The organism is Metasolibacillus sp. FSL H7-0170 (assembly GCF_038593115.1).
Lineage (GTDB): Bacteria > Bacillota > Bacilli > Bacillales_A > Planococcaceae > Metasolibacillus > Metasolibacillus fluoroglycofenilyticus.
Genome location: NZ_CP151964.1, coordinates 807,871 through 825,116 on the forward strand (window position 1 = coordinate 807,871; position 17,246 = coordinate 825,116).

General features: G+C 38.0%; 18 protein-coding genes and 1 riboswitch. Of the genes, 3 read left to right on the forward strand and 15 right to left on the reverse strand.

Annotation, left to right across the window (positions count from 1 at the left end):
- Positions 1 to 11: 11 nt before the first annotated feature.
- The 3 genes from MHH70_RS03775 to MHH70_RS03785 form a co-directional block, all read right to left on the reverse strand.
- Complete coding sequence (locus MHH70_RS03775; protein ID WP_107942560.1) at positions 12 to 740, reverse strand: metal ABC transporter ATP-binding protein; 729 nt, start codon at positions 738 to 740, stop codon at positions 12 to 14.
- Between the two features lie 9 nt (positions 741 to 749).
- Positions 750 to 1,655: a zinc ABC transporter substrate-binding protein gene (locus MHH70_RS03780; protein ID WP_066163691.1), complete on the reverse strand. Its 906-nt coding sequence runs from the start codon at positions 1,653 to 1,655 to the stop codon at positions 750 to 752.
- A gap of 567 nt (positions 1,656 to 2,222) precedes the next feature.
- On the reverse strand, positions 2,223 to 3,326 hold the full coding sequence (locus tag MHH70_RS03785; protein WP_342472590.1) for a glycerol dehydrogenase: 1,104 nt from the start codon (positions 3,324 to 3,326) through the stop codon (positions 2,223 to 2,225).
- Positions 3,327 to 3,695: 369 nt separating this feature from the next.
- On the opposite strand from MHH70_RS03785, the gene MHH70_RS03790 reads away from it, so the two are divergent.
- Positions 3,696 to 4,079, forward strand: coding sequence for a rhodanese-like domain-containing protein (locus MHH70_RS03790; RefSeq protein ID WP_066163695.1), 384 nt, complete (start codon positions 3,696 to 3,698; stop codon positions 4,077 to 4,079).
- Between the two features lie 294 nt (positions 4,080 to 4,373).
- On the opposite strand, the gene gcvPB is transcribed toward MHH70_RS03790, so the two are convergent.
- The 10 genes from gcvPB to comGA all read right to left on the reverse strand — a co-directional run bounded on the left by gcvPB (position 4,374) and on the right by comGA (position 13,000).
- Positions 4,374 to 5,834, reverse strand: coding sequence for an aminomethyl-transferring glycine dehydrogenase subunit GcvPB (gene gcvPB, locus MHH70_RS03795; RefSeq protein ID WP_342472591.1), 1,461 nt, complete (start codon positions 5,832 to 5,834; stop codon positions 4,374 to 4,376).
- Complete coding sequence (gene gcvPA, locus MHH70_RS03800) at positions 5,827 to 7,173, reverse strand: aminomethyl-transferring glycine dehydrogenase subunit GcvPA (protein WP_342472592.1); 1,347 nt, start codon at positions 7,171 to 7,173, stop codon at positions 5,827 to 5,829. The genes gcvPB and gcvPA overlap by 8 nt, the downstream gene beginning before the upstream one ends.
- A gap of 20 nt (positions 7,174 to 7,193) precedes the next feature.
- Positions 7,194 to 8,294, reverse strand: a complete 1,101-nt coding sequence (gene gcvT / locus MHH70_RS03805) for a glycine cleavage system aminomethyltransferase GcvT (protein ID WP_342472593.1) — start codon at positions 8,292 to 8,294, stop codon at positions 7,194 to 7,196.
- Between the two features lie 169 nt (positions 8,295 to 8,463).
- Positions 8,464 to 8,556: riboswitch (glycine riboswitch) on the reverse strand.
- 148 nt (positions 8,557 to 8,704) lie between these two features.
- Positions 8,705 to 9,238 carry a shikimate kinase gene (locus tag MHH70_RS03810; protein ID WP_066163704.1) on the reverse strand — a complete coding sequence of 178 codons (534 nt, stop codon included), beginning with the start codon at positions 9,236 to 9,238 and terminating at the stop codon, positions 8,705 to 8,707.
- Positions 9,239 to 9,438: 200 nt separating this feature from the next.
- Positions 9,439 to 9,834: a hypothetical protein gene (locus tag MHH70_RS03815; protein ID WP_342472594.1), complete on the reverse strand. Its 396-nt coding sequence runs from the start codon at positions 9,832 to 9,834 to the stop codon at positions 9,439 to 9,441.
- A gap of 32 nt (positions 9,835 to 9,866) precedes the next feature.
- A complete protein-coding gene (locus MHH70_RS03820; RefSeq protein WP_342472595.1) occupies positions 9,867 to 10,085 on the reverse strand; it encodes a hypothetical protein in 219 nt (72 codons plus the stop codon).
- A 73-nt stretch (positions 10,086 to 10,158) separates the two neighbouring features.
- Entirely contained in the window at positions 10,159 to 10,593 is a 435-nt protein-coding gene (locus MHH70_RS03825) for a prepilin-type N-terminal cleavage/methylation domain-containing protein (protein WP_342472596.1), read from the reverse strand.
- Positions 10,590 to 10,907, reverse strand: coding sequence for a competence type IV pilus major pilin ComGC (gene comGC, locus MHH70_RS03830; RefSeq protein ID WP_342472597.1), 318 nt, complete (start codon positions 10,905 to 10,907; stop codon positions 10,590 to 10,592). The genes MHH70_RS03825 and comGC overlap by 4 nt, the downstream gene beginning before the upstream one ends.
- Positions 10,908 to 10,929: 22 nt before the next feature.
- Positions 10,930 to 12,000 carry a competence type IV pilus assembly protein ComGB gene (gene comGB / locus MHH70_RS03835; protein ID WP_342472598.1) on the reverse strand — a complete coding sequence of 357 codons (1,071 nt, stop codon included), beginning with the start codon at positions 11,998 to 12,000 and terminating at the stop codon, positions 10,930 to 10,932.
- Complete coding sequence (gene comGA / locus MHH70_RS03840) at positions 11,981 to 13,000, reverse strand: competence type IV pilus ATPase ComGA (protein ID WP_342472599.1); 1,020 nt, start codon at positions 12,998 to 13,000, stop codon at positions 11,981 to 11,983. Before comGA ends, comGB begins: the two co-directional genes overlap by 20 nt.
- Before the next feature lie 713 nt (positions 13,001 to 13,713).
- Here comGA and MHH70_RS03845 point away from each other — a divergent pair.
- The gene (locus tag MHH70_RS03845; RefSeq protein WP_066163718.1) at positions 13,714 to 13,956 is read left to right on the forward strand and encodes a DUF2626 family protein; all 243 of its coding nucleotides are present in this window, start codon (positions 13,714 to 13,716) and stop codon (positions 13,954 to 13,956) included.
- Between the two features lie 56 nt (positions 13,957 to 14,012).
- Here MHH70_RS03845 and MHH70_RS03850 read toward each other — a convergent pair whose 3' ends face one another.
- The gene (locus MHH70_RS03850; protein ID WP_342472600.1) at positions 14,013 to 14,660 is read right to left on the reverse strand and encodes an MBL fold metallo-hydrolase; all 648 of its coding nucleotides are present in this window, start codon (positions 14,658 to 14,660) and stop codon (positions 14,013 to 14,015) included.
- A 155-nt stretch (positions 14,661 to 14,815) separates the two neighbouring features.
- On the opposite strand from MHH70_RS03850, the gene MHH70_RS03855 reads away from it, so the two are divergent.
- On the forward strand, positions 14,816 to 14,995 hold the full coding sequence (locus MHH70_RS03855) for a DUF2759 domain-containing protein (protein ID WP_066163721.1): 180 nt from the start codon (positions 14,816 to 14,818) through the stop codon (positions 14,993 to 14,995).
- Between the two features lie 250 nt (positions 14,996 to 15,245).
- Here the strand turns inward: MHH70_RS03855 and MHH70_RS03860 are convergent, their stop codons facing one another.
- The gene (locus MHH70_RS03860) at positions 15,246 to 17,144 is read right to left on the reverse strand and encodes an LTA synthase family protein (RefSeq protein WP_066163722.1); all 1,899 of its coding nucleotides are present in this window, start codon (positions 17,142 to 17,144) and stop codon (positions 15,246 to 15,248) included.
- Positions 17,145 to 17,246 lie beyond the last annotated feature (102 nt).

The window sequence follows — 17,246 nt, forward strand, 5'->3', positions numbered from 1 at the left end:
TTTACCCCTCCTTACATCGCTTCCATCATTAATAATTTGCCACCATACGTTTGCTGTAGCTTCTCTCTCGTAAATATTTCATCTGTTTTTCCCGCAGCTAAGATTGTTTTATTTAATAAAATAGTGTAGTCAAAATACTCTGTTACAGTTTGCAAATCATGATGAACAACAAAAATACTTTTTCCTTGTGCCTTTAGATTTTTTAAAATCTCAATAATTGTTTTTTCCGTTGCGGCATCAACCCCTGCAAACGGCTCATCTAAAAAATAAATCTCTGCATTTTGCGCTAATGCCCTTGCTAGGAACACACGCTGTTGTTGTCCTCCTGATAGCTGACCGATTGAGCGCTCTGCAAAATCCTGCATTCCAACACTCGTTAACGCCTGCATGGCAAGCACTCTATCATGCTTTGTTGGGCGCTTAAATAACCCACGGTGTCCGTAGCGCCCCATTAACACTACATCAATCGCTGTCGTTGGAAAATCCCAATCCACAGCATTGCGTTGGGGCACATAGCCAACAACTAAGCTCTTCGGCGAAAAGGACTTTCCTAAAATCTCCACCTTGCCAATTTTATTTGGCAGCTGGTTCAATATCGCTTTTAAAAAAGTCGATTTGCCAGCGCCATTTGGTCCAATAATCGCAGCTAAATGCCCAGTTGGTACTGACACATTGACATTTTCAAGCACCTTTTTTTTATCATAAGCAACCGATAAATTTTCAACAGTTAAAGCTTCCATCTACTCCACCTACTTCAATGAATCGACAATTGTGTCGACATTATATTTATACATACCTAAATACGTGCCCTCTTCCGTTCCTTCAGCACCCATTGCATCCGAGAATAATTCGCCACCAATAATGACAGCATGCCCTTTCTCCTTTGCACCTTCAATAACTGCCTTCATTGCCTTATCCGATACGCTAGACTCTATGAAAATAGCTTTAATATTATTTTCTACTAAATAATCAACCATATTTTGCACATCCTTTACCCCATATTCCGAATCTGTGCTCAAGCCTTGCAACCCTCTTACATCAAAGCCTAAGCTTTCACCAAAATAATTAAAGGCATCATGAGCAGTAACTAAGATTCTTTGCTGTGCTGGAATTTCCTCCACACGACTAGTCACATATTCCTTTAGTTCATCTAATTGCGCCAAGTATGCCGCTTCATTTGCTTCAAAATCATCCTTGTACTCGGGATACTCCCCAACTAATGTAGCTCCAATCGCAGCTACGACCTCTTTCCATAAATCAATATCAAACCAAATATGCGGGTCATGTAATGCAGCATCCTCATCATCAGCTAATAATGCACCTTTATCTAGCTGCTCACCTACTGCCAATACCGTTTTTTCCTCAGCCATTTGATTAAAAATATCCTGCATCTGCCCTTCTAAATATAAGCCGTTATAAAAAATCACTTCCGCTCTATCTAGCTTTGTTAAATCACTTTGCGTTGCTTTGTATAAATGGGGGTCTACACCCGGCCCCATTAATGTCGTCACTTGTAAATGCTCCCCACCTATTATTTTAATCGCATCCCCAATTTGTCCTGTAGTCGCCACAACATTTCCTTCTCTTTCCTCTCCTCCATCACTACATGCGGCCAACAATAAAATTAATCCCATAACTGCTAAAAACCGTTTCATTATCAACTAAACTCCCTTTCTATTTATCAATTTTGCCCCAGCGGAAATTAACCTAAAACTGTCACGTCCTGTGACATCCACCGGAGCTTGGGCCAACACGATGTTGGTCACTCAACCATTGTGTGCGTGTAGTGGCACTCTTAGACTGTGCTCTTCTTTATCAGTGGGTGTTTGGACATCAACTGAAAGAAGTTAAATTTTCCGAAGCATATAGCATTAGCTTATCTATATAACAGCAAGTAATATCGCGATTCTTACTAATTTTGTTATAAATACATAAGCAATCATTAGAACATTTTTCGCAATGACCACTATCTTTCAGTAGAGCTAATATGTTTCCCTAAGGAAAAATATATGCTATAACGAAAGAAATTGCAAGCTAAAATATTAAAAAAATTTTTGTGCCAAGTATTCTACGAAACAATTCATTAGAAAATCCTCTCAATAGCTAGCAAAATAAATACGCTTTTTATTAATTTCATAAAGGAGAAAATACCGCTAAATAACGATAAAAAGCAACCACATTTCTGCGGTTGCTTGTGTATATATAACGCTATATAGAGGATACTAATTTTGATAATGTTCTGCTAATGCATTTGCAGCAATAATTGCTTGATACACATCATCAGGAGTAACTGGGTGCGGCATATTTTTCATGGTATCTCCTTCGGCACAGGCAGTTTCCGCTACCTTTCTCCACTCCTCTTCTCGGAATTCATCTAGTCCAAGATCATTTAAAGTTAATGGTAAACCAATCTCTTTAATAAATTGAATTACATCTTCAATTTCCTCTTTTGGTGCACTTTCTAAGACAAGCTGTGTTAAAACACCAAATACTACTTTTTCACCATGTTGTGCACCATGAAGTGATGGAACAGCAGTCATTCCATTATGAATAGCATGGGCAGCAGCTAAGCCACCAGCTTCAGCGCCTACACCACTTAAATAAATGGTCGCTTCAATTATATTTTCAACTGCTAGTGTGGATATACCTTGATCAACTGCGATTTTCGCTTGAAGACCATATTCTATAATGGTGTCATAGCACATTTTAGCAATTCCTAACCCTGATAAAGTTGGTTTTAAATTCACCAAATTATCACCATTTTTATGGTAACATGCACGTGCTTCAAAAAAAGTAGCAAGGGCATCTCCAATCCCAGCTACAAAAAAACGTGTCGGTGCCGCAGCTAATATCGTAGTATCCGCCAATACAACATCTGGATTTGATGGTAAAAACAAATAACGGTCGAATGAACCATCAGAATTATAAATAACTGCAAGGGCTGTACATGGTGCATCAGTTGAAGCAATGGTCGGAAAAATTACTACAGGTAAGTGCTCATAATAAGCAGTTGCTTTAGCTGTGTCTAATGTTTTTCCGCCACCGATACCAACAATTACGTTTGCTCCAGATTGTTTGACTAATTCACGGTGTTTATCAATTTCTCCCTGCGTAATTTCATAATTAAATTTTACAAATTCACTTTTATAGCCTTCACTTTCAAAAGACTTACCAGCTTCTTCCTTGGCACGTTCAAGAATAAACTCATCACATATTACATAAGCGTGGTCACCATATATCTTTGTATAATTTGGTAATGTTTTTAATAAATTTTGACCGACTATAAATTTTTTAGGTGATGTAATGGATTTTGGCTTTTTAAACATTATAAGTCCCCCTCTGCAATTGAATTTCTTCATAGTTATTTACTTTAAACACAAAAATATTTACTGAAAAATTAAACAACTTATGCATAATGAGAGTCTATTAGGAAAATGTGGAATATCCTCTTATTTCAAAACTTTAATTATCAATAAAAAAAGTTGTCATCATCTTGTGTAATGGTAGGATTTAGTAGCTTCTCGATGAATTACTTTGTATTTTGCGGTTACTTATCACTGCAATCACTAAATCGAAATAAAATATTTTAACTCCGCAAAAAGTATATAAAAAACCCTGTTATATCAACGTTCGCTGTACATTTAATCTATAATCTTTTATAATGTATTTTAGAAATAGAAAGGGGTTTACTCGCAGTGAAAATTTTGATTACACTACTTATCGTTATTGCAGTCATCGCTGTATATATTTTAATTAGCTCAATGCGGTTGAAAAAGGCGGTAACGAATTTAACACAGGATGAATTTATTCAAGGCTACCGCAAAGCACAATTAATCGACTTGCGTGAAGCAAAAGAGTTTGATGCTGGACATATTTTAGGCGCTCGTAATATCCCATCAACACAGCTCAACACACGCTACAAAGAAATTCGTCCAGACTTACCAGTATACTTATACTGCCAAAACACAGGCCGTAGCGCACGTGCAGCACTCATGCTAAAAAAGCGCGGCTTTAATCAAATCTATCAGCTCCAAGGCGGCTTCAGAACTTGGACAGGCAAGATTAAATCAAAGGCATAAAATAGCGTCTAAAATGTCGTGCGGTTGCCGACATTTTAGACGCTATTGTTTGTGTTTCTTTAAAGAGTTCACCCCGAAGAAAATAACAAAAACATTTTTCGACGTTTTATTTTGACAACGCCTTCAAATACGATTTTGAGTAGTTTATGAGCGGATTCAGATGATTTATGAGCGAATTCGTTCGGTTTATGAGCGAATTTAGCCATCTTATGAGCGAATCGGTACTTTCCGCCTACTAATATAAAAACGCCCCTAAAGCCGGCAACTGCACAGCTTTAGGGACGTCCCTTACCATTATTTTGTATAACGTAGCACAGGTGTACGAGCTGCGCGGGCTTCATCTAAGCGCGATACAACTGTCGTATGTGGTGCTTCTTGTACGATTGTCGGGTTTTCTTCTGCTTCTTTTGCAATTGCAATCATTACATCACAGAATGCATCCAACGTTTCTTTTGATTCCGTTTCAGTTGGCTCAATCATAATACCTTCTTCCACATTAAGCGGGAAGTATACTGTTGGTGGATGATAGCCAAAGTCAAGTAAACGTTTCGCAATATCAAGCGTACGTACGCCAAGTTTCTTTTGACGGCGACCAGATAAAACGAATTCATGCTTACAATGACGGTTATACGGTAAATCATAAAATTCTTCTAAGCGACGCATCATATAGTTAGCGTTTAATACCGCATATTCTGTCACCGCTTTTAAGCCGTCTGGACCCATTGTGCGAATATACGTATATGCACGTACATTAATACCGAAGTTACCGTAGTAAGGCTTCACGCGACCGATTGATTGCGGGCGATTGTAATCGAAGTGGAATGTACCATCTTCTTTTTTCACTAAGACTGGCTTTGGTAAGAACGGAATTAAATCTGCTTTTACCCCAACTGGACCCGACCCCGGGCCACCGCCACCGTGTGGACCTGTGAATGTTTTGTGTAAGTTTAAGTGCACGCAGTCAAAGCCCATATCGCCAGGGCGTGCTTTTGACATAACTGCGTTTAAGTTAGCACCATCATAATAAACTTTCCCGCCTACTTCATGGATGATTTTTGCCATATCAATGATGTTTTCTTCGAATAAACCAACTGTATTTGGGTTTGTTAGCATTAATGCTGCTGTATCAGGACCTACAACACGGCGTAAATCCTCTAAGTCCACAAGACCGTCCTCACCTGATTTAATTGTAATTGTTTCAAAGCCCGCAACTGTTGCAGATGCTGGGTTAGTACCGTGCGCTGAGTCAGGAACAATCACTTTATTACGGTGACCTTCACCATTTGCCTCGTGGAATGCGCGAATCATCAATAACGCTGTCCACTCACCGTGCGCACCTGCTGCTGGTTGTAATGTTACTTCATCCATACCTGTAATTTCTTCTAGAGAGGTTTGTAAATCATATAATAGCTCCATTGCACCTTGTACCGTTGATTCGTCCTGTAATGGGTGCACATTCGCGAAGCCACTAAAACGCGCTACAGCTTCGTTAATTTTTGGATTGTACTTCATTGTACATGAACCGAGTGGATAGAAGCCTGAGTCTACACCATGGTTACGGCGAGACAGGGCTGTGTAATGGCGCATAATATCTAATTCAGATACTTCTGGTAGCTCAGCAGCCTCTTCGCGCACATAGCCTTCTGGTAATAAGTCTGCTAAATCGTATTCTGGCACATCAAGCGGCTCTAAGTTATAGCCAACACGACCAGGTTTTGTAATTTCAAAAATGAGTGATTGGTTTTCGTTATGCATTGTAAGCCCCCATCTCTGCAACGAATGCGTCAATTTCTTCTTTAGTACGTAGCTCTGTTACAGCGATTAACGCATGGTTTTCTAGCTCAGGATATACACGACCTAAATCAAAACCACCGATAATGCCTTTGTCAATTAAGCCTTTATTAATTTCAGTAACAGATTTTTTCGTTTTCACAACAATTTCATTGAAGTGTGCACCTTGGTAAGCAACTTCAAAGCCAGCAGCTTCAAAAGCATTTTTTGCATAGCGTGTTTTAACGATATTTTGCTTTGCCACTTCCTGAATTCCTTGCTTACCAAATGCCGTCATTGCAACAGAAGCTGCAAGTGCTAGTAATGCTTGGTTCGAACAAATATTTGATGTCGCTTTATCACGACGGATATGCTGTTCACGCGCTTGTAATGTTAATACATAACCACGGCGACCTTGCTCGTCAACTGTTTCACCAACTAAACGACCAGGTACTTTACGCATTAATTTTGATGTTACTGCAAAATAACCACAGTGAGGACCACCGAAGCCTTCTGCAATACCGAATACTTGTGCATCACCTACTGCAATATCAGCACCAAGCTTACCTGGAGGTGTTAATACCCCAAGTGCTAATGGGTTTGCTGATACGATAAATAAACCTTTTGCTTCATGCGTAATTTCGCCAATTGTTTTTAAATCTTCAATTTGACCAAAGAAGTTTGGATATTGTACCATTACAGCCGCTGTTTGATCATCCACTAAGCCTTTTAGTGCTTCAATATCCGTTACGCCATCCTTCGTTGGCACTGCAACGATTTCGATTGATTGACCGTATGCGTATGTTGCCACAACATCTTTATATTCTGGATGTATCGCACCCGATACAAGAATTTTTTTACGACGCGTATGACCCGCTGCTAGCATACCTGCTTCAGCAAGTGATGTACCGCCATCATACATTGATGAGTTCGCTAAATCCATGCCTGTTAATTCTGCAATCATCGTTTGGAACTCAAAAATCGCTTGTAGCTCACCTTGTGAAATTTCTGGTTGATATGGTGTGTAAGCAGTGTAAAACTCTGAACGAGAAATAACATGGTCAACAATTACAGGCTTGTAGTGGTTATAAACGCCCGCACCTAAAAATGATACGTTTGCTGCTGTATCCTTGTTTTTCGCTGCTAATGCTGCTAGCTCTTTCATTAATGCTGCTTCTGATTTTGCTTCTTTAATGTCATATTGCCCTTGGAAACGAACTTCCTCTGGAATATCTGAGAATAGTGCATCAATTGAATCAACGCCAATTGTTGCTAACATTTCTTGTTTGTCCTGTTCCGTCATTGGTAAATAACGATGTTTCATGAGAACCCTCTTTTCAACTATTATTTTGATCGCTTATAAAAAGGTGTTGCCACTATTACTGCTGGCACTAACTTACCGCGAACTTCGATTTCAATTTCTGTTCCTACTTCAGTAAAAGCTGTATTTAATAAAGCGACACCAATATTACGTTTTGTTAATGGCGATTGCGTGCCTGTTGTTACTTCACCAATTTCTACACCATCTTTAAACACTTTATAACCGTGTCGAGGAATACCTTTGCCAACCATTTCTAGACCTACAGATTTACGTGTCAGCCCCGCTTCTTTTTGTGCGATTAACGCTTCTTGACCGATAAATTTCGGTTCTTTCTGAAGCTTTATTGCAAAGCCAATCCCTGCCTCTAATGGAGAAATATCTTTTGATAGCTCTTGACCATAAAGCGGCAAGCCAGCTTCAAAACGAAGTGTATCACGTGCACCAAGACCCGCTGGCACGACGCCCTGTTCTTTTCCAGCTTCTAGAATTTTATGCCATTGCGCAATAATTGCCTCAGGTGTGCCGTAAAGCTCAAAACCATCTTCACCAGTATAACCACTGCGTGATACAAGCACTTTATGTCCCGCAATTTCTACATTTTCTTGGAATTTGAAATATTTAATTTCTTTTAGGTCTGTTGCTGTTAAAGTTTGTAGTACTTCTTCTGCTAAAGGTCCTTGTAATGCAATTTGTGCGAACTCGCTTGAACGATTTACAATCGTTACATCACCTTCTACATGCTGTAGCATCCACTCGAAATCCTTTTCGATATTTGCAGCGTTCACGCATAGTAAGTAGTTATTTTCAGATAAACGATACGTTAATAAATCATCAACAACACCGCCAGATTCATAGCACATTGCACTGTACTGTGCACCGCCAATTGCTATTTTGGAAATATCATTCGATAAGATTTTTTGCAAAAATGCAAGCGCATCGTTACCTTCTACAAAAATCTCTCCCATATGCGATACATCGAATAAACCTGCGCGATTTCGTACCGCATCGTGCTCGTCTTTAATCGATGAAAATTGCACTGGTAATTCCCATCCACCAAAGTCGATTGTTTTCCCACCATATTGTGCATATGCATCAAATAGCGGTGTGCGTTTTAATTCTGTCATTCCACGTTCCTCCTCACATTAATTACATCAAAAAAGACAGACGAATCCCTTGTATTTGGAATTCTCTGTCCTTGCACCTGAAAGTTACACCTATTATTGAATCATTTCACATAATAGGCTTTCCCCTTTGGTGGCTACTTAGGTAAATAAGAAGCACTCTCCAGAGTTGCGTCCTGTACGAGTCTTTTTGCCTGAGAGATTCATAGCTTTGCTACTTGCTCCTTCGGCGACGCCACATCACGTTCTCTCCCCGTACAATCATCCGCAGTAATGATGTTTTAAAATAGATTGTCAACTACAAACTACTTCGTCATATCTTTTTGAAAGAATAGACACTATCTAAGCCATATCCTAACATTAGATGTGATAAAAACGCAATCATTTTTTAATTTTATAACCAGACACGAACATTATTGAACATATAAATTATTTCGTTCGCCTTTTAAGCGATTTACTTGAAATCCTATATATTCCACAATGAGACGAAGTGTTCTCCCAGCAGTTAATACTTGTATATGCCCTACTTCTCTGTAAAATTTCCGACGCTCTAAATATAGCTGATGCAGCTGTTCCTTTGTAGAACTTTGTACAATCGGACGATTTTTATCATTTTTTATGCGCATATATATATCTTCAAAGGTTGCATCAAGGAAGAATACAAGGCCTGTACGACGCATAATTTTACGATTTTCCGCATTTACAGCTACGCCCCCACCTGTTGCAATAATGCACGCTTCATCGCGGAAGTTCTCTAAAAATTCAGTTTCCAACCGCCGAAAGTGTGCCTCCCCATACTTCTCGAAGATTTCTGGTATCGTCATCCCCTGCTGTCTGACAATTTCTTTGTCCATATCATAGTAAGGCATTTTCAAATAAAAGCTTAACCTTCGACCTATTGCGCTTTTACCACAGCCCATAAAGCCCACTAAATAAATTTTGCGCATTGCTTCACCTTCTTATCACATCAAAATCAAGTTCAATCTATTCACCAATTTTCGTTAGTATGTTTATCGTAGCACGAACATTGACGAATTCCAACGAATTATAAATTTTTAGCTTAGATTGATAATTTGCTGCATATGTTATACATAATCCTGCGATAAGAAATAGCAGTATAATCGCTATCGGAAACAATGCCCCTCGTTCATTTTTCAGGTGGAACAATAAATATTCGCTCCTCTTTTGAGCCATCCATCAATTGTGCATTTAGCACAAGATAGCTATTTATTTTTTGAAAATGCACAGAGCTAACACCTACAAATAAAATTTCATTCCCTGAATTTAAGCGCACACGAATTGTCTCACTTGATTTGCTAATATAATGGTTTAAACTTCCCTGGACAACTTGTATTTCTGCCCCTCCATTGCGTATGTGAACCTCATCGGCTGCCACAATGTAATTTCGTAAATCTGCAATAAACATTTCCCATCTAGCTTCCTGTGTAGCATTATGTTTATAAAGAGGCGACATATATATGATAATGAACAATAAAAGCTTGGCGAATAGAAGCAAAGCACCAAGCTGAAATATAGCCTCCATAAAAGTAAAGCCCTTCTGAGTGGATATATGCTTTACAAGCCGACACATTTTTGTCGACGCCCCTTTACATTATCAAAATCAACACATATTTCCCCAGCGCTATAATGCCAAGCATAAAGTATTTTTTGAATGGTCATTTCGCCACTTGTAATACCGTATAGCTGTACAATACGAGCGCCATTTAATGCAACCTCACTCGCATGGAGCTCTGTTTTTTTATTAGTTAAATTCCCCTGTAAATGAGTTAACATAGGCAACAACGTGCTAGCTAAACAAAAAATAATAACTAAACCAAACAAACTATCAACAACTGAAAATCCTTGATTATTGCGAAAGAAGACGCATTCTCCCCTTTCCTAAATTAATTGAAAATATCATTCGCCTCTCTCCCATTAAAAACTCTATTCTTCCAAAATTAACAATTGTTCCATAACCAGTAAACTCAATTCGCGTATTAGTCGTGTAAATATTTGCAGTAATCCCCTCTGGAAAGTGGCGGGAAATAAGCAATTCACCATAATGTTGAAAGCATTGTAATTCTTCTCCTTCCCTAACCCAGCACCTCGTAGCCAAACCATTTTTGATTGACAACGCTTGCATTTCCAGCAAATCAAGCTCAAACTGCTGTACCGTTTTTTCATAAATATCAAGCTTCATTTGTCGAAGAGAAAAAGTAAGCGTTAAAAAGCTAAGCAAGGATATAATTGCTAAGACGAGTAACATTTCTATAAAAGTAAAACCATCCTCATTTCGTCTCATCCTTCCTCACTATTTCCTACAAGTATTACTTTCCCTTCCCCATTAATTGTGACAAGCTCGCCATTCGGACATTTCGCCTCCTCACTTTCGATGTATTCCTCGTTGAACAAATCAGTAACAGTTGGTGTTGTCATATGATCAATCTTATACGCCTCAACTTGCCCTTGTAGCATCGTCATATAAGCTGAACAACCCTTGCTATCAATGGTCGCAAAATGCTTCGTTACATTTGGTATAGTTACCAAAATAAGAATCGAAACAATTAGCAGCACAACTAACATTTCCACTAAAGTAAAGCCCTTTTCATTTTTCAATTTTTCATCCCTCCTAGTGTAATCAAATAACTTCGAGCATTTTATACATCGGCAATAAAATGCTTAAATAGGCGGCGATAATGCATGCAGCAATGATTAAAAATAATATTGGCTGAATAAGCTGCATTGTATTGTGTATAATATTTTCTAGCTTTTGATCAAGCAATTCAGCGTAAATTAACAACTCTCGACCGAGCAGCCCACTTTTTTCGCCATGCTCGATAAATTGCTCGAATCGAGGTAAGAAAAAACCAATTAATAAAACAGTTTGTGCTAAACTATCGCCATAAATGATTCGTGCGCCAATACATTTGGCAATATAGCTGAGCTGTGGTTGCAGGTCTTGTTGCTCCAAATAATGGAGTGATTGCTGTAATGACATGCCACTTACTAATAAATCACCTAATGAGCGTGCAAACCGCCTCGTCATCAGTAAGGTCCAAAAATAGCTTAATATTGGTATTTTTACTAATATATACAATTGTAAATCTACTCTCTTGTGACGGATATAAATCGAGGCAATGACCGTTATTACAATGAGGCAAAATGCGCTAATTATAATGTAATCTGGGACATGAAGAAAAAATCTTGTCCATTGTATTGTGGTATTTTCAGTTTTTATTGTTCTTGAGTATAGCATTTGTTCAATTGTGGGCAAAAAATAGAGCCGAAATGCTATGAATAATGAAATGATAAAAGTAAAGAGCAGTGCGGGGTATAATAATATTTTCGTAAAACGTAGCTTCATTTTTTCTTGAAATCGCATTTGTTGCGCAATAATTTGAAGGGTATTTGCAAGCTGACCTGTCGCTTCTGCCAACTGAATCGCTATTAAAAACCGTGACTTTACACCTAATTGACGTAAAATAAATGTGACACTTTGCCCCTTTTGAAAACAGTCATCTACTAGCTCTTGCCAGTACGCACAATCCTTTACATGATAAGGAAGTAACATTGTAATACAATCCGCAAAAGTATAGCCTTCTTGAAGTAGCTGACTCATTCGTTCGATTAGCTCAGGCAACCGCTTCACTTGAAATTTCGGACGAATAGCACATTGCATGAAGCGATGATTAATGCGTGAAACGTGCATAGGGCGACCCTTCCACTTGGTATCTTTGATGTTCGAGCGTGTGATGATAGTGGAGTGAATAAGCCTCCCCATGTGCAATAGCAACAAATGCCTCGTATAAATGAACATCGCTTAAAAGCTCGAAAATTGCTTTGCGGCCATCCTCTACTTTTGTTTCAACGAGCGTTTGGGCGATAATGCCAATCGTAGCTTGTCGCAATTCATCTAGCGATACACCTAAATCCATTAACCGATATAGGCAGTTAACTGTATTTTTAGCATGAACAGTTGATAATACTAAATGACCACTAAGTGCGGCTTGAATAGCAATTTCCGCTGTTTCAGCATCGCGAATTTCACCTATCATAATGACATCAGGAGAGTGCCGCAAAATTGCTCGCAACCCTTCCGCATAGGTTACCCCTGCACGTTCATTCACCTGTATTTGGATAATTTGTTCATGATTTTTCTCGACTGGGTCCTCCAATGAAATGACATGACGTTTTAACTCAGTACAGCAATAATGAATTAAAGAGTAGAGAGATGTCGATTTACCTGTTCCTGTCGCACCACAAAAAAGCAGGAGCCCTTGTCTATTTTGCACAAGCTGTTCAATTTTTCTAGCCATCTTTATGTCATAGCTTAGCTCTGCAAGTGGTAATGTCATATTCTGTTTTAAAATACGAATAACTAAGCTCTCCTTCCCTAGCACGGAAGGCAATGTCGATATTCGAAACGCAAAAACGGTTTGTTCAAATTCTTTTTGAAATGCGCCACTTTGAGGTTTGCGCTTTTCACTTATATCAAGTGCAGATAAAAATTTATAGTACGTAATAATTCTTGTAGCTATTTCTTGAGGTAACTCACCTTTTACATGCATTTTGCCATATTTGCGAAATACTACGCTGTAGCGGTCATTTGTTGGGGATAAATGAATATCGGATGCGCTAAATGCCAATGCTTCTTCTATCAATTGCTCACTTTTTCTCACAACAATCGATTCTGTTTCTATACAACACACCTCTCTTTCGATTTTTCACTAACTAGCTATCTTAGCGCAATTATAGTAGGAGAAAATACATTCGAAAAGCGGTTTGAGCAAAATAAATTTTTGACCTATTTTTTTATAGCAATATTTCAAATTTCGCTATTTTTTATTAAAGGTTTAACTTCTTTATGTTTTTTGCGACGAGGATGGTGATAGTTTATTGTAGGAGCAAATTTTTGTATCGAAAGCGAAGTGACAAGTACAGAAGTCTCCCACCTCTATTGATGGAAAGATAAATGTATGGGTGGCAGGACGCACGCTGGTAATCCAAAGACCACGCCAACATCATACTCCCGCGGATGTCACAGTTTTGAAGAAAAGCCTGTGTGATACGGGTCAAATAACCGTCGACGCATGTCATGACGATTTTAGGTTAACCTACACCAAACAGCTCAAAAAAACTGAACTAGAGTTAGCCGAGGTGTAATCGACTTTTTCACTATATGTTTGAATCGAGGAAAAACATTGGCAAACTAACGTTGTCCTTCATTTATTTAGAAAAAAACAACGTTTCCATTAATCTTTTTTTAAAAAAATTAACTATTACAATTACTTTTGCATTTTAGAAAAAATGTACACTGCTTTGTCACAAAGAAAGTGGAAGTTCCAGTTTACTTTCTTCAGTGAAATCATTTATAATGGATTGGAGAAGATTGTATTTGTATATAGAAGGAGGGGAATTACACATGAGCAATATGTATAAAGTTATGGCATTCTGGACGGGTGTTTTCGCTATTATGTTCTACTTAGGTGGAATGTACGAGGTTTCGCTATTATTCGTAGGTAATACTGGTTTATTCTTATTATTAGGCTTTTTAAACCTTTCAGAGCGCATGTATATGTACATTTTCGGTGCTTATTTAACTATTTTCTTCGCAGGTTTCACATATTACACAACATTTATGCACGTACCTGGTGGAGGACATTAATCACAACATTTAAGCGTGGGCAAAGTAAAATTACTTCGTCCACGCTTTTTTATTATTTAAAAGCCATTCAAAAATGGGTTCATTTCCATTTCGGCAGCAGGTGTCGTATAATTTCCATGACCCGGATAAATAATCGTGTCCTCCGCCAATGTGAGTAGCTTATCATGAATAGACTTTAACAGCACTGGCATTGAACCAGCAATTAAATCCGTACGTCCAATGCTGCCCTCAAATAATGTGTCTCCTACAATCGCAAAGCCATCCTCTTCAAATATATAGGAGATACTGCCTGGGGAATGCCCTGGTGTAAATACTGCCTTGAATGTAAAGTCTGCAATATTAAACACTTGCTCTTGTCGAATAATATGTTCCTCTTTCGGTGCATTTACAACATAGTTCGGTAATTCAGCATATTTACCTGAGCCATTTTTCATCGGATCAGCTAGCCAATCTACCTCTTTTTCATGGACGTAAACAGGTATATTAAATGCATCACGCACCTCATTAACTGCGCCAATATGGTCAAAATGTGTATGTGTTAAAAAAATGGCTACTGGTTTTAATTGGTTTGCTTTAATTTCACCAATTAAGCGCTCCCCCTCTTCACCTGGGTCAAAAATTAGGCATTGCTTCTCGCTATTGCTCACAATATAACAATTTGTTTGAATAGGACCAAGCGGATATGTACGAGTACTTAACTTCATAATACAAAACCTCCATTCGATTCATTCTAAATTGTATACGAAGTTCAAACAAACGTCACTTTTTCCGCTCGACAAAAGCTATAATAAGATTTACAATAGAAGAGGAATATTGTTTGCGACATTCATTTTCTGATGTCGAAAGGAGTGTCTTTTTAATGAACTTATTAATGGTTATTTTCGGTTTAGTAGCTATTTTTGCCGTAGTTGGTACATTCCAAGCAATTAAAGAAAAAAATCTTCTAGGTATTGTTTTCAACCTAGGTGCAGCAGCAATCTTCGGATGGTTTGTTGTCATGACTGTTCTTAACGCTGGATACCCACCAAAACTTCACTAATAGCTAATAAGAGGACGAGCTGCCGTTTCACAACGGTATAGCTCGTCTTTTTATTTATTTTCCGATTTATCAAGCTAACTTAAAGCCGTTGCTGAAAGAAATTAGATTCAAAAGAAGGTCGCTAACCCTGGCGTTTATTCTATCTCCAAAGAAATCCTTTTCTATTTTGTCTAGCTAATCCTTTAATGAACATCAATAAAGGCGTCCTAAAAGCAGGTAATACACTGCTTTTGGGACGCCCCACTTATCTTTACTTCACTGAGTCTCGTATCAAATTACCTGTCTGTGCATCATAAAAACGCAATAAATCTCCATTAATAATCGCATCAGAATAACCTAATTCAGTTGCCGCGCTCTCTATTAATGGCTCACAAGCGGTGATATCAATTTGCTCGCCAGTAGCTTTGTCATAGCATACATCACTTGCATAGACTACTTTGTCTGTAATAAAGCGACCATCACGGAAAATCACAAAGTCCTCATGGTCCTCTGAGAATAGGTCTGCACCAAGTTGCATATCCTTCGACGTATCAATACCTAGTAAGTGTAAAATCGTAGGACGTAAATCAATTTGACCCGCAGCCGTTTCCATTACCTGCCCATCATTTGCACCTGGAATATGAATAAATAATGGAACAGATTGTAATAATGCGCTGTCGTAAGGCGTAATCTCTTCCTTTTCTAAATACATAGCCATCGCTTTATTATGGTTTTCCGAAATACCGTAGTGATCACCATACATGACGATAATGGAATTATCATATAAGCCTTTTTCCTTTAAATCATCGAAAAATACCTTTAATGCCTCATCCATATAACGAACCGTCTGGAAATAGCGGTTTAATGTACCCGAATTGGACGTATACTCATCAATCATTATATCTTCTGGATCAAGATAGAATGGGTAATGGTTTGTCAATGTAATTAGACGTGAATAAAACGGCTGTGGCATTTCAGTCATATGCTGTACTGATTGTTGGAAGAACGGAACATCCTTCATCCCCCAGTTTACTGCCTCACCTTCGCCAACCTCATACGAATTGACATCATAAAACTTTTGAATATTTAATGACTGGTAAATCATATCACGATTCCAAAATGATTTATTATTTGGATGCATGACATTTGTAAAGTAACCGTTATCTCCTAGGCGTTCTGCCATTGAATTATACGTGTTACCACCATGTGTAAAGAATACTGCACCTCGTCCTAGACCAAATAAGGAGTTTTCTAAAATAAACTCCGAGTCAGATGTTTTCCCTAACCCTGTTTGATGATAGAAATTATTAAAATAATACGTATCCTTATCTCGCGTCAACGAGTTTAAAAATGGTGTGACTTCTTGGCCATTCATATCATTATTAATAACAAAGTTTTGCAATGATTCAAGCGACACAACAATTAAATTGCGCCCAGCATATTTACCAAACATCTCAGGGTTTGGTTCTGCCTGATTTGCACGTACATAGTTGTTTACTTCAACAAGCTCACTGCCATCAGCTAGCGCTCGCTGTGCCGAAGACTTTGATTGAATATAAATATCATATAAATGATAGTTATACGTACCGATATTTTTCACTAATAATTCGCGGTCAAAGCTGCGTGTTAAAAGCTGCGGGCGCTCTGTTTCAGCAAGTCCTAAATTTAATAAAAGCATTGCTGCCGCTAGCACAAAGTAAGCATGGCGCACATCTTTACGAATAGTTAATTGCCCGTTTAATTTCGGGGCAAATTTCAATAAAATAGCAATAAAAATAACGTCGATAAAGTAGAAAATATCCCAAACATTAATAATAGCTAATGCAGATGTTCCTAAATCACCAAAATTGCTCGTCTGGAACAATACTGGTAATGTAATAAAGTCATTGTAGAAACGGTAAAATGCAACGTTTCCGTACAACACAATCGACAAGATTAAACTCATAATTAAAATATAACGATTACGAGTAGTCGATTTCTTAAAAAATAGTGATAATCCGTAGGCAATTAATAAAAAGCTAATTGGATTAATCCATAAAATAAAATATTGCATCGCATTTTCAATTTTCATATCAAAGCTTGTTTGATACACAATCACTGTTTTAATCCATGTAGCAATAATTGCAAAAGCTAAAATTGAATGTTTAGGCCATTTACTAATAGAACTCATTCCTCAACATCCTTTCTTTATTTCCAAACCTTTACTTTAAGATTTTTTTGTTCACCTTCATTTCATCAGCCACACCACTAATGAGCAAAAACTTTCATATCT

What these genes read in the sequence shown, in the direction of transcription:
- MHH70_RS03855 (WP_066163721.1), top strand. Translation starts at nt 14,816, where the DNA reads ATGAACTTATTAATGGTTATTTTCGGTTTAGTAGCTATTTTTGCCGTA.
- MHH70_RS03845 (WP_066163718.1), top strand. Translation starts at nt 13,714, where the DNA reads ATGAGCAATATGTATAAAGTTATGGCATTCTGGACGGGTGTTTTCGCT.
- MHH70_RS03785 (WP_342472590.1), bottom strand. Translation starts at nt 3,326, where the DNA reads ATGTTTAAAAAGCCAAAATCCATTACATCACCTAAAAAATTTATAGTC.
- MHH70_RS03775 (WP_107942560.1), bottom strand. Translation starts at nt 740, where the DNA reads ATGGAAGCTTTAACTGTTGAAAATTTATCGGTTGCTTATGATAAAAAA.
- MHH70_RS03820 (WP_342472595.1), bottom strand. Translation starts at nt 10,085, where the DNA reads ATGTTAACTCATTTACAGGGGAATTTAACTAATAAAAAAACAGAGCTC.
- gcvPB (WP_342472591.1), bottom strand. Translation starts at nt 5,834, where the DNA reads ATGCATAACGAAAACCAATCACTCATTTTTGAAATTACAAAACCTGGT.
- MHH70_RS03850 (WP_342472600.1), bottom strand. Translation starts at nt 14,660, where the DNA reads ATGAAGTTAAGTACTCGTACATATCCGCTTGGTCCTATTCAAACAAAT.
- MHH70_RS03860 (WP_066163722.1), bottom strand. Translation starts at nt 17,144, where the DNA reads ATGAGTTCTATTAGTAAATGGCCTAAACATTCAATTTTAGCTTTTGCA.
- MHH70_RS03780 (WP_066163691.1), bottom strand. Translation starts at nt 1,655, where the DNA reads ATGAAACGGTTTTTAGCAGTTATGGGATTAATTTTATTGTTGGCCGCA.
- MHH70_RS03810 (WP_066163704.1), bottom strand. Translation starts at nt 9,238, where the DNA reads ATGCGCAAAATTTATTTAGTGGGCTTTATGGGCTGTGGTAAAAGCGCA.
- comGB (WP_342472598.1), bottom strand. Translation starts at nt 12,000, where the DNA reads ATGCACGTTTCACGCATTAATCATCGCTTCATGCAATGTGCTATTCGT.
- MHH70_RS03825 (WP_342472596.1), bottom strand. Translation starts at nt 10,593, where the DNA reads ATGAGACGAAATGAGGATGGTTTTACTTTTATAGAAATGTTACTCGTC.
- gcvPA (WP_342472592.1), bottom strand. Translation starts at nt 7,173, where the DNA reads ATGAAACATCGTTATTTACCAATGACGGAACAGGACAAACAAGAAATG.
- MHH70_RS03815 (WP_342472594.1), bottom strand. Translation starts at nt 9,834, where the DNA reads ATGGAGGCTATATTTCAGCTTGGTGCTTTGCTTCTATTCGCCAAGCTT.
- gcvT (WP_342472593.1), bottom strand. Translation starts at nt 8,294, where the DNA reads ATGACAGAATTAAAACGCACACCGCTATTTGATGCATATGCACAATAT.